Source organism: Paenibacillus violae (assembly GCF_032461945.1).
Taxonomy (GTDB): domain Bacteria; phylum Bacillota; class Bacilli; order Paenibacillales; family NBRC-103111; genus Paenibacillus_E; species Paenibacillus_E violae.
On the sequence record NZ_JAWCUD010000004.1, the window covers coordinates 261688 to 273395 of the forward strand.

General features: G+C 44.4%; 11 protein-coding genes. All 11 read right to left on the minus strand.

Features of this window, described 5'->3' with window-relative positions:
• Positions 1–41: 41 nt before the first annotated feature.
• Complete coding sequence (locus tag RQP52_RS15150; RefSeq protein ID WP_315952775.1) at positions 42–719, minus strand: MgtC/SapB family protein; 678 nt, start codon at positions 717–719, stop codon at positions 42–44.
• A 48-nt stretch (positions 720–767) separates the two neighbouring features.
• Positions 768–1901, minus strand: a complete 1134-nt coding sequence (gene ald, locus RQP52_RS15155; RefSeq protein WP_315952575.1) for an alanine dehydrogenase — start codon at positions 1899–1901, stop codon at positions 768–770.
• A 19-nt stretch (positions 1902–1920) separates the two neighbouring features.
• Positions 1921–3021, minus strand: coding sequence for a 2-aminoethylphosphonate--pyruvate transaminase (phnW, locus tag RQP52_RS15160; RefSeq protein WP_315952777.1), 1101 nt, complete (start codon positions 3019–3021; stop codon positions 1921–1923).
• Between the two features lie 42 nt (positions 3022–3063).
• Positions 3064–3879, minus strand: a complete 816-nt coding sequence (gene phnX, locus RQP52_RS15165) for a phosphonoacetaldehyde hydrolase (protein ID WP_315952779.1) — start codon at positions 3877–3879, stop codon at positions 3064–3066.
• A 35-nt stretch (positions 3880–3914) separates the two neighbouring features.
• Positions 3915–4700, minus strand: a complete 786-nt coding sequence (locus RQP52_RS15170) for a DeoR/GlpR family DNA-binding transcription regulator (RefSeq protein WP_315952576.1) — start codon at positions 4698–4700, stop codon at positions 3915–3917.
• A 47-nt stretch (positions 4701–4747) separates the two neighbouring features.
• A complete protein-coding gene (locus RQP52_RS15175; protein WP_315952577.1) occupies positions 4748–6472 on the minus strand; it encodes a putative 2-aminoethylphosphonate ABC transporter permease subunit in 1725 nt (574 codons plus the stop codon).
• A complete protein-coding gene (locus tag RQP52_RS15180; RefSeq protein WP_315952579.1) occupies positions 6472–7509 on the minus strand; it encodes a putative 2-aminoethylphosphonate ABC transporter ATP-binding protein in 1038 nt (345 codons plus the stop codon). The genes RQP52_RS15175 and RQP52_RS15180 overlap by 1 nt, the downstream gene beginning before the upstream one ends.
• Before the next feature lie 91 nt (positions 7510–7600).
• On the minus strand, positions 7601–8695 hold the full coding sequence (locus RQP52_RS15185; RefSeq protein WP_315952581.1) for a putative 2-aminoethylphosphonate ABC transporter substrate-binding protein: 1095 nt from the start codon (positions 8693–8695) through the stop codon (positions 7601–7603).
• A 366-nt stretch (positions 8696–9061) separates the two neighbouring features.
• Positions 9062–10102, minus strand: coding sequence for a LacI family DNA-binding transcriptional regulator (locus RQP52_RS15190; protein ID WP_315952582.1), 1041 nt, complete (start codon positions 10100–10102; stop codon positions 9062–9064).
• Between the two features lie 34 nt (positions 10103–10136).
• Positions 10137–10691 carry an HAD family hydrolase gene (locus RQP52_RS15195; RefSeq protein ID WP_315952583.1) on the minus strand — a complete coding sequence of 185 codons (555 nt, stop codon included), beginning with the start codon at positions 10689–10691 and terminating at the stop codon, positions 10137–10139.
• Entirely contained in the window at positions 10681–11706 is a 1026-nt protein-coding gene (locus tag RQP52_RS15200; RefSeq protein WP_315952584.1) for an ABC transporter ATP-binding protein, read from the minus strand. Before RQP52_RS15200 ends, RQP52_RS15195 begins: the two co-directional genes overlap by 11 nt.
• Positions 11707–11708 lie beyond the last annotated feature (2 nt).

The following is an 11708-nucleotide window of genomic DNA, read 5'->3' on the forward strand; positions in this document are numbered from 1 at the left end:
CCCAGTCCTCCGAAATAGGACTGGGGTTTTTCCGTAGACGGTTATCTGCTTTCAACTTCCACAAAAGTAACATGATCAACAGATTTCAGCGAAGCATAAATATCCGTTGCCTGCACTTTTTCATACGTTAGCAGCTTTAATTCCAACTGGTTAGAGCTGCCTTCTACATCCTTAACTTTCACACGTTCAATCTGAATGTTCAGCTCTTTTAACCTTTTGAAAATCCGGTTGGGATCCTGACTTTCATGACATATAATTCGTACTTCCAAATAGCGTTGTTTGAGAGAGCGGGGGCCGATCCACTTAATCATTACTGGAAACAAATTGACAGAAAAAATAATAAATATCACGGCTACAAATGCCTGCAAATAATAACCTGCACCAGTTGCAATTCCTAACGCAGATGCTGACCATACCATAGATGCTGTCGTTAAGCCGGAAATTTCATCATTATTTTTCCTTAAGATGACGCCTGCTCCTAAGAAACCGACGCCGCTGACGATTTGCGCAGCAAGCCGCATGGGGTCCATGTTGGTATGACCTAGAACCGAAAATCGGCTTACGGATTCAATAGAAACCATCGTAATTAAGCAGCTGGCAACAGCAATAACCATGTTCGTTTTCATGCCTACCGGCTTATGTTTCAACTGGCGATCAATGCCGATTAACATGCCAAGAAATAGAGCAATACCTAACTTAATCACAAAGGGAGATATCAACACTGTGTTTCTCCTCTCAACATGCCCCCGTCTGCAAGGCGGGACTTGTTATATAGATACGGAAAGACCGTCTAGTACCGCGTTAATTTCAACATAAGGATAACCATGAGCTTCAGCAACAGCTTTATACGTGACTTTACCTTCAATCGTATTAAATCCTTTTGCTAAATCTTGATGCTGCAATCCAGCTTCTCGATAGCCTTTATTGGCAATTTGCAAGCCATATCCGACGGTGACGTTCGTTAAAGCCACTGTAGAAGTTTGTGCGACAGCGCCAGGCATATTGGCAACAGCATAATGCACAACACCATGCTTCACGTAGGTTGGATTGCTGTGAGTCGTAATTCGATCGATAGTCTCAATTGAGCCGCCTTGATCAATGGCTACGTCCACAATAACGGAACCCGGTTTCATTGTTTTGACAGCAGCTTCAGTTACGAGTCGCGGTGCCAGGCTGCCCGGAATCAATACGGCGCCGATCAGCAGATCCGCTTTCTTGACCGCCTCGGCAATATTGCTGCTATGCGACATCAACGTGCGCAGCCGTCCTTGGAATTGATCATCCAATTGACGCAGCCGCTCTGGATTTACATCAAGCAGCGTAACACTTGCTCCTAGACCAACCGCCATTTTCGCCGCTTGTGTCCCCACCACGCCCCCGCCGATAATTACGACTTCAGCTGGCGCTACCCCAGGAACTCCGCCAAGAAGGATACCTTTTCCACCCTTGGACTTTTCCAAAAATTGTGCGCCGATTTGAATGGACATCCTGCCGGCGACTTCACTCATCGGGGTAAGAAGCGGAAGTGAACCGTTATTTAGTTGAATCGTTTCATACGCGATTGCGACGACTTTCTTGTCCGTTAACGCCCGGGTCAACTCGGATTCTGCAGCAAGATGCAGGTAGGTGAACAGAATCAAATCTTCCCGGAAAAACCCATATTCCTCTGCAAGCGGCTCTTTTACTTTAAGCACCATCTCCGCCGACCAAGCATCCGCTGCCGTAGGTACGATTGTGGCACCTGCCGTCAAATATTCGCTATCCTCGAAGCCGCTACCCAAACCAGCGCCGGTTTCAATCCAAACCTCATGTCCGTAATGTTTAAAAGTGGCCACACCCGCAGGTGTAATCCCAACTCGATTTTCATTGTTTTTAATTTCTTTTGGCACACCAATAATCATGTTCACGCATCTCCTTCGCCTATGTCCAAAATTGTTCTTGCTGTATGGCATCCACAAGATGAATCATATCAGCCGCTTCCACTTCACCGATGTTGCCAATTCGGAACGTGTTGGCGTTCGTAATTTTCCCCGGATAAATCACAAAACCTCTGAGCTTCAATTTCTCATATAAGGTTTGGAACTGGAACGCATCGCTTTCCGGATATAGGAACGAAGTAATGATCGGCGACTGCAGCGCCTCCGGCAGCAAGGTCTCAAAGCCGAGAACCTTCATTCCTTTGACGAGTGCCCGCTGGCTTGTTTTGTAACGATTGTATCTGGCGATAACGCCACCTTCATCCGCCAATTCTTTCAGTGCTTCATAGAAAGCACGGACGACGTGGGTTGGCGATGTAAAACGCCATTTGCCATTGTAGTTCTCCATTTTATCCCACTGGTCAAACAAATCGAGGGAATGGGAACGTGCCCATCCGGCGCACTTTTTCATTTCATCAATCTTGGCGATAATAAAACCGAATCCGGGAACACCCTGAATACATTTGTTAGCGCTGCTAATCAAGAAATCAATCTGTAGATCCGCGATATCCATTGGAATTCCGCCAAAGGAACTCATAGCATCTACGATATAGGTTTTGTTATATTTTTTGACAATGCGGCCAACAGCTTCTATCGGGTTCAACATGCCTGTCGTCGTCTCGCAATGAACAACAGCTACATGTGTAATATCCGTTTCTTTGCGCAGCGTATATTCCAATTGATCCAAATCCGGAGGTTGAACCTCCCCGTTATCCAAGAGAACGAGCGGGATATTCAGCATTTTCGCCATTTGGGCCATCCGTTGACCATAAGCACCATTTGCCATAACCAGAATTTTGCCATCCTGTGGAATAACGCTACCGATAACCGACTCTACACAAAATGAACCGCTGCCCTGCATAAGAACGGAGGTGTAAAGCGAAGTCTCCTTGGTCGCTAATTGGACAAGTTTAGCGCGAATATCCTGCACAATTCGGTTATAATCATCATCCCATGTGCACCAGTCTTTCAACATGGCCGCTTTTACCCTTTTGCTAGTCGAAAGCGGGCCAGGCGTCAAAAGCAAATACGGGTTATCCTCAATCAAATCTATATTCATAGTTACGTCCTCCCTCGTTTTATTCATCTATTGGCCACCTTTTGCCAAACGGGCATTAATATCATCAATGACTTTCACAAGGTCACCGATCGTCGGAATCACGTAGTCGGCCCCTGCTTGGCGGAAACGGTCTTCAACAACGTCCATTTTCGCTGCTAATTCCTCAGCTGGCATCGTATTGACTTCCTCCTCGGTAAGACCGAGCTCGCTTCCTCCTTTTACAACCCCAACACTCCATGCGCCTGCATTCACACCTTCTTGAATATCACTGACAGTATCGCCTACTTTGACAATCGCCTGGAACGGATAAACCCCTAGATTCGCGGCATTCGCGTAACACATCCACGGATACGGCCGCCCGGCTTTCACTTCGGAAGGAGTAACCAAGGAATCCGGCTCATACCCTTTCAACTTGGCCTCCCGGCTCACCACTTCCATCATTTCCGCCGTATAGCCAGTCGTAGAGCCAATTTTCAATCCTCTGTTCCGCAGTTCCTTCACTAAGTCCAGTGCACCAGGGATAGGGTCCGTATAATTCGGTAAAATTTCAAATAGCAAAGGTTCAAAATCGGCATACAGGTCATCCACATCCGCATTCGTCGGTAGAGCCCCAAATTTGTCTTTCCACAACTGAGCGATTCTCGGAATGCTGCATAAGGTATGGATATGATCCCATTTCAATAGTCCCATCGGACCGCGTGCTTCTTCAGCTGTAATGGCAATGCCCCGTTTCTCAAATATCCGCAAGAATACGTCCAGTGGCGCAAAACATCCATAATCAACCATCGTACCTGCCCAATCAAAAATAACGGCTTGAATACGACCTTCATAATTTTTCGACATCATTACCATCCCTCTCTTAGTTCGCAAATCAATATTTATTCTGATGTGATCCACTCGACATGCATTTGTTCCAGTTCTACTTCCCATTCTTCCGGTGCAGGAACATTGCTGACGATGACATCGATATCCCGCAAATCCGCCATTTTATAAAATTGCACCATACCTATTTTGGAATGATCGGAGACCACAATGCTCACTTTCGCATGCTCCATCATCTTCTTCGCTAATTGACCGCGTTTCTCATCAAAAGATGTGATCCCTTTGTCGATCATCATCCCATCGATGGAGATAAACGCTTTGTCTGCGTAGAAATGCTCCACCATTTTCTCCGCCAATGAGCCGACAACCCTGGATTGCAGGGAGCTTACTTTGCCTCCGATGAAAAATATTTCCCCGGAGTACAACTCTCTGTTCTTATACTCAATTAGCAAGTGAAGCGCAGGAATGGAGTTTGTCAAGATCGTGAGATTTTGCTTATCAAGCAAATGTTCGATCATCTGCATAGTCGTCGAGCCATCATCGATAAAAATCACTTCATTGTCCTGGACAAGTGCTGCAGCCCACTTGCCTATTTTACGTTTCTCCTCCACATTCAGTACTTTTCTGTTCAAATGGGAGGGTTCTTCCCGCGAGCGATTAACTTTCACCGCTCCGCCGTAGACCCGCTTCAGCTTGTTAGCCTCTTCAAGATCCTCCAAATACCTGCGTACAGTCTCCGAAGAAACCTGAAGCACCTCAACAAGCTCATTGGTAATTACTTTGCCTTCGGCATTGATCTGATTAAGGATATACTCCTTACGTTCTTCCCCGATAAGTGACACGAACGCGAACCTCCTTGCACAACTGCCTCATTGTTTGTTCATAGCGGCTACTTTCGAATTTGCCAAGCTTCCGTTTTCTTTCTTACTTTTTGGGAAAGGAGCGTGTAAAGCAGTCTTACGATAATATTCGTAATCACAATGAGCACCGCCATAGCTGCCGCTGCTGCTACATCTCCTGCATCCTCCATACTCACCAGCGCAACTGCCGCTAAGTTCAAATCCGCTGACCGCAGAATTACAACAGCAGAAACCGTAACCATGGAGTTGACAAAGAGGTACATGGCAATTTCTATGATTGCCGGCAGACACATAGGAACCGTTACTCTCAGCAATGTTTTGTAAAATGGCACACGCATCGATTCAGAAACGAGTTCGAATTCTTTATCCAGCTTCTTCAAGGCTGTCGTCGCCGTGATGAACGGCACGCCATAGAAATGGGTGATATTGGCGAGCACAAGGATAATCATCGATCCATAGATCCAGTTCATGGGATTGTTCGGATTATTAAAGAAAAAAATGTACGCTAAACCTATGACCATCCCTGGCAGTGCTAACGGCAGCACAGACAGAAAATAGCCAATTTGCCTAAGTCCGTTCAAATGACGCGATTTCTCAATGAGATAGGCGAATAAGAACGTGACGATGGTCCCGACGATTGCTGTAAAAAACGATACCTGCAAACTGGTCCAGAACGGATCAAGTCCTGATCCTGCGACACCGGAGAAATCATAATGTTTGAAGCTGAAATTTAAGTTATAAGGCCAAACTTTAATCAACGAAGCACACGCGATTGTTATTAATGGAATGAGTATTAAAATAGAAATGACTACTCCGAACAATTGAAAGATGGTGTCTCGAACTTTCCCCCCGGCTATCCGATAGGGAGTTGATTTGGAAGAAAGCATGGAACGCTGTTTTCTTTCTACCATTCGGTCAACTACAAAAGCGACGATTGCCGGAATGGTTAACAAAATGCCCACTGTAGCGCCCATTGACATATTTTGCTGTCCGATGACCTGCTTATAAATATCCGTGGCTAATACGTTGAATTTACCGCCAATGGCTTGTGGCGCCCCGAAATCCGTAAAACAAGCCGTGAAACAAACGAAGATTGCACTGATTAATCCATACTTGACCGAAGGCAAGGTAACTGTCAGGAACATTCTCACCTTACTTGCCCCTAATGTCTCCGCCGCTTCATAAAGCCGTTGATCTGTGATGGATAATGCGGTAATAAAAATGAGGAACGCTTGCGGAAACAAATAAATGACTTCAGAAATAACAATTCCCACAGGACCGTAAATCGGGATACGGATACCGCTGGGCAATAATCCGAAAAAACCAGATGTCAGAATGCCTTGATTGCCAAAAAGATACGTTAAAGCAATACCGTGCATCATGGTCGGCTCAAAAAGCGGGAGCATAGCGACATAATGCAAATAGGCTTTACCTCGAATCGCCGTCCGGCTGATCCCATACGCATACAGGAAAGCCAGGGTGACGGCAATACCTGTAGAAAGCAATGAAACCCACACCGTATTCCACAAGGATTGCGCCAAGGAAGGTGTCGTAAAATACTTGATGAAATTCTGGAACCCGATGAATTCTGCATTCGTATTGAAAAAAGCTTTACTGAACAGTAAACAGAGCGGCACTAAAATCGTGAACGATAAAGTGATGACGAGAACAATGATAAGGAAATTTTGCAAATTGAGGATTTCTCCCCAGTTTCGGCGAACAGACGGTGTCCAAGCAGCGCTTTGCTTCTCCATCACGCAGTCACCACATCATCCGGGGTAAAGGTAATGACTCTCTCTTGCGGAAACTCAACCGATACTTCAGCAAACTTCATCAAGTTCAATTTCTGTGCATGCTGTGCAGAGACATCCACGGAAAGCAGCTGATTTCCTAGCAAATCTTTCAACTCACGGATGGGCTGCAATAGCAATCTATAAAACGGACCTCTAAACTCCATGTGCTTAACGACAGCTTGGTAACCTGAACCTGATGAAGAAATACGAATATGTTCGGGTCTGACAGCAAAATTGGTGAGCGGTAAGTCTCCTTTGCGTGGCCCGTAGGCCAAGAAATTAATGGAACCTATAAAATCCGCTACAAAAGGCGATTCCGGTTGATCATACACTTGCTGAGGGCTTCCTACTTGCATAATTTCAGCATTATTCATAACGACAATCCGATCCGCCATGGTCAATGCCTCTTCTTGATCATGTGTCACCATGATGGTTGTAATGCCCAATTTTTCTTGCAGGCTGCAAATTTCTTCACGCAGTTTGGTCCTAACTTTGGCATCTAACGCTGATAATGGTTCATCCAGCAAGAGAAAATCAGGTGATAAAACAACAGCTCTGGCAAGTGCAACGCGTTGCTGTTGGCCGCCTGAAAGCTGGGACGGATAACGTTCTTTCAAATGTAGTAAATCGACTAGTGAAAGCGCCTCGCTAACTTTGTCGTTAATTTCCTTCTTCGTAAGTTTCCTCCCCTGCAAGCCGTAAGCCACATTCTGAGCAGCCGTTAAATTTGGAAATAAAGCGTAAGATTGAAAGACCATGCCGAAGTTTCGTTTGGATGGCGGCAAATTTGTGATGTCCTTGCCTCCAACCGTTATTCGCCCGCGCGTCGGTTTCTCAAGACCGGCGATAATGCGCAGCAAGGTTGTTTTGCCACAGCCGCTTGGGCCAAGCAAGCAAATGAATTCATTCTTTTTAATATCAATATTTATTTCTCTAAGCGCTGTAAAGGAGTCAAATGTTTTGTTCACACCTTGAATGGATAAATAGGCTTCTGGCATAAGCTGCCTCCTTGAACTTAGATTTGAGAAGGAAGGAACTGCTGACCTAGGCAGATCCGGACAGCAGCCGTTTCATTAACTTGATGGCGGGTTATTTCGGCTCGCTCTTCGTGTTATAACGTTGATCCCATTCAGCCAGAATACTTGCCCGATTTTTCGCAATTTCATTGAGATCATTTTTGATCAATTGTTTCATCGGGTCCACTTTGTAACCTTCAGGAAGTTGCGAATTATCGGTTTTGATCGCTAAGATGGCATAATTTTTGTTGTATTCTTTCATAGCTTCATCTGTAACAGCCCAGTCCAGAAACTGCTGAGACACTTGTTTAATCGTTTTCTTCTTAATCAGTGCATTGGCTTCTACATCCCACCCGGAGCCCTCTTTCGGGAATACAACTTCAACCGGGGATCCGTTCTTTTTCTCCTGCAAGCCGCGATATCCAAAAGAAATGCCGATTGGGTATTCGCCCGTACCCGCCAACTTGGCCGGCTTCGACCCGGAGTGAACATACATGGCAACATTATCATGCAGTTTGTTCATATAGTTCCAAGCTTTGTCTTGGCCCTCCAATTGGATCAATCCAGATACCGTCAGAAAACCTGTGCCTGAGGAAGAAGGGTTAGGCATGGTAATAAGCCCTTTATACTCCGGCTTAATTAAATCGGAATATGATTCAGGAATGGGCAATTTACGCTTTTCCATCTCTGTTTTGTTGACGATGAAAGCTGTTTCCCAAGCATCAATGCCCACCCAATGTTCCGGTACATTTTTATCTTTAAATTCAGGAAGTATGCGATCTACCCCTTGCGGAGCATAAGGTTCTAACTGATTACTTTGATCTAACACCAGCAAGCTTGTTGCCGCTAATCCCCACACAACATCTGCTTGCGGATTATCTTTCTCGGCCAGCAGCTTAGCCGTGATTACCCCCGTCGAATCTCGGACAATGTTAAGTTTAATATCAGGATATTTCTTCTTGTAACTAGCTAGATAGTTCTTGATTGCATCATCTTCCAGTGCCGTATACACCGTCAGTTCCTTACTGGTTGAATCTATACTGCTTGTTCCAGCAGGGCTTGCGGCTGCTCCAGGTGTCGACTCATTGATGGTTGCAGATTTGCCGCATGCCGATAATAAAGAAACTAACGTAACCGCAACGACTAAACCTCTAGTTAATTTTTTCATTGTTCCGATTCCTCTCCTGGTTATAATCTGTTCCTTCCGATAAGACACACGCTTCTCTCTACTTTAATTTTGTATGGTCTGGATGCAAAACGTCGTTTTCGCTGATCGACTATCGATCAAAGATCCCCCCCACATCGTTTTCCTTCAGTAAAAAACATAAAAACAACTTAAACTAATTGATTTTAATTGTTTTTAGTTGTTTTTATAATGAAATTATAATCTGATCCCCGTGGATGTGTCAACTATTTTATGTCACAAAATATAACATTAACATCACGTAGAGCTACCGAAACAAGCCGACTCATCGGAAGATTCCCTCCTAATAAATAAAAAAGATCTGCCCCAGTTTCGGAGCAGACCTTTTATTCATTTAACTGACTTCACAAGCGTGGAACAAGAATTTCTTTCAACTATTTTACTTTGAATAATGACATTTCTTTGGAAGTCATTAGGCAGCACGCCTAGTTGTTTCATTAACATTCTGACGGATTGAGCACCTAATTCCGAAGGTTGCAAGTCCATACTGGTAAGCGGCGGGTTTGATTGAACCATCATGGAAAGATCGCCACATATTACGAAGACTGAAACATCTTCAGGGACTTTGAGATTAAGATCTTTAATTGCATTGAGGGCACTGAATGCTGTACGGTCATCATCTGCAATTATTGCGGTTACTCCTTTCCTAAGTTCCCCTAAAGTGGTCATTGTTTCCTCATAGCCGTAATCCATGTACACATTTGAACTTAGATCAGGCTTATGATGAATCATGTGCTCTTCAACTTGAAGATGGTGATCTTCCATTGCTTTGATAAAGCCCTCTTTTCTATCGATGGATACCGTCATTAACTCGTTGGCATTTAAAAACATGATATTCCGATGTCCTTTTTTAATCAAATATTCACAAATATGATAACTAACTGCTTGATTATCATTATCTACACTATAACTATTAAGAACCGTTGAATTCATGACCCTGCCTACCGTAACGAATGGAATATTCTCCGAAGCCATCAGATGAATTCGCTCATCATTGGTTGTTGGACGCATGACAACAGCCCCATCGATTGGGTAACTAGACAAGAAAGGGGTTTGAACCTTTTGCAAAGGAATCATATCAAGCAGCACCCGGTATCCGTAATAGGAAGCTTCGAGTATGACCCCATTGATGAATTGCGTATGAAATGCACTAAAAAAGAAGTTGCCATGCGGAATTGTTAACCCGATCGCCATCGTTTTCTTTGTCACCAAGCTGCGTGCGATATGATTCGGCACATAATTCAGCTGTTTGGAGATACGCAATACTCGCTCTTTCACTTCATTGCTTGTAGGCCTCTTTTGGCTAAAAACATTGGAAACAGTTCCCTTCGAAACTTTCGCTAATTTGGCAACGTCATCTATTTTAGCCATATCCTTATTAACATCCCTTCAGAAAACCATCCATTTACGCTAATTTGTCATTGAGCTGCTCGACTAAATCAATTAACTCCAGTGGGTGACTAATTGTATACTGAGGGATTTCACTTTCGTCTGCGTGCAGCTTTGGATAACGTGGCGTCCAGCTTAAGAAGATACTCGTGATCCCCATTTGGTTAGCCCCTTTGACGTCCCTGCTCAAGTTGTTTCCGACCATGACAATACGGTTGCAGTCCTGTTCGCTGAGATCTAATGCCCCTATCGCAGCTTTGAACATCCGAGGACTTGGTTTGGAGGCTTTGACCGTCTCCGAGTACACCATCGTCGTAAAATAATCGTACAAGCCATTTTGTGTCAGAATATTTTTGAAGGATTGCGCATTGCCGTCGGCTACAATCGCTAGTGTATACCCCCGTTCAGCCAGCGTCTTCACCATGACATCGGCTCCTGGAATCACATTAGCTTGAATGACAATATCATGATCATCTCTAATTTCCGTACCTTCATCAATAATGGTATCGCCACAGTCCAGAAAAACAATTAGTTTCTTTTGTGCTGAAATATTCGTTGTATTATGATTCATGAATGACACCTCTTAGATTTAATTGGTTCGCGTAGTGACACGCAGCAAAATGGTTATTGTCATTGTCTACAGTTTGAAGCTCCGGTTCCTGCTGCACGCATTTGTCCGTTTTATACCTGCATCTTGGGTGAAAATGACAACCGCTTGGAGGATTAGCCGGATTAGGAACCTCTCCTTCCAGAATAATTCGATCCTTCTTCGTATCGGGATCTGGCTCTGGTACGGCTGACAAAAGCGCTTCAGTATACGGGTGCATCGGATGGGTAAATAAAGAATCAACAGGCGCCAATTCTACGATTTTACCCAAGTGCATGACCGCCACCCTGTCCGAAATGTTTTGTACGATCGATAAATCATGAGAAATAAAGATATAGGTGATCTGAAGCTGCTCTTGCAAATCCTTCAGCAAGTTAATAATCTGCGCTTTAATCGAGACATCCAAGGCCGACACTGCTTCGTCGCATACAATGAGTCTTGGCTGGGAAATGAGAGATCTCGCAATCGCTATCCGCTGCCTTTGTCCGCCAGAGAATGCGTGAGGATAACGTTTGAGATAACTGACATTTAAGCCCGTCTTTTCTGCGATTAAGGTCACTTTCTCATCCAATTGTGATTTCGACAGCTTGAAGTTGGCCAAAAGCGGCTCAGAAATAATGTCATATACGCTCATTCTAGGACTAAGGGATGAAAAAGGGTCCTGAAAAATCATTTGAATATCTTTACGATATTTCTTGAATGCTTTTCCCCGTAATCCTAAAAAGTCGACTTGCTCTTCTCCCTCCGGATGATAGAGAACTTGACCGGAGGTTGCATCCATCCCTCTCACAATACAACGTCCTAAAGTCGTTTTACCGCAGCCCGACTCACCGACAATACTTAATGTCTCGCCTTCCAAAAGCTCAAAAGAAACATTATTCAGCACGCGGATGGAGGATGGTTTGCTAAACAGCTTATTTTTGGATTTCACTTGAAAATCCTTATTCAATTGATTTACTTTCAAAATTGGTTTAGACATCC

Bases quoted from the DNA above. Each gene is read 5' to 3' on its own strand.
- RQP52_RS15180 (WP_315952579.1), bottom strand. From the start codon at position 7,509: ATGCCAGAAGCCTATTTATCCATTCAAGGTGTGAACAAAACATTTGAC.
- RQP52_RS15175 (WP_315952577.1), bottom strand. From the start codon at position 6,472: ATGGAGAAGCAAAGCGCTGCTTGGACACCGTCTGTTCGCCGAAACTGG.
- ald (WP_315952575.1), bottom strand. From the start codon at position 1,901: ATGATTATTGGTGTGCCAAAAGAAATTAAAAACAATGAAAATCGAGTT.
- RQP52_RS15185 (WP_315952581.1), bottom strand. From the start codon at position 8,695: ATGAAAAAATTAACTAGAGGTTTAGTCGTTGCGGTTACGTTAGTTTCT.
- RQP52_RS15195 (WP_315952583.1), bottom strand. From the start codon at position 10,691: ATGAATCATAATACAACGAATATTTCAGCACAAAAGAAACTAATTGTT.
- RQP52_RS15190 (WP_315952582.1), bottom strand. From the start codon at position 10,102: ATGGCTAAAATAGATGACGTTGCCAAATTAGCGAAAGTTTCGAAGGGA.
- RQP52_RS15200 (WP_315952584.1), bottom strand. From the start codon at position 11,706: ATGTCTAAACCAATTTTGAAAGTAAATCAATTGAATAAGGATTTTCAA.
- phnX (WP_315952779.1), bottom strand. From the start codon at position 3,879: ATGTCGAAAAATTATGAAGGTCGTATTCAAGCCGTTATTTTTGATTGG.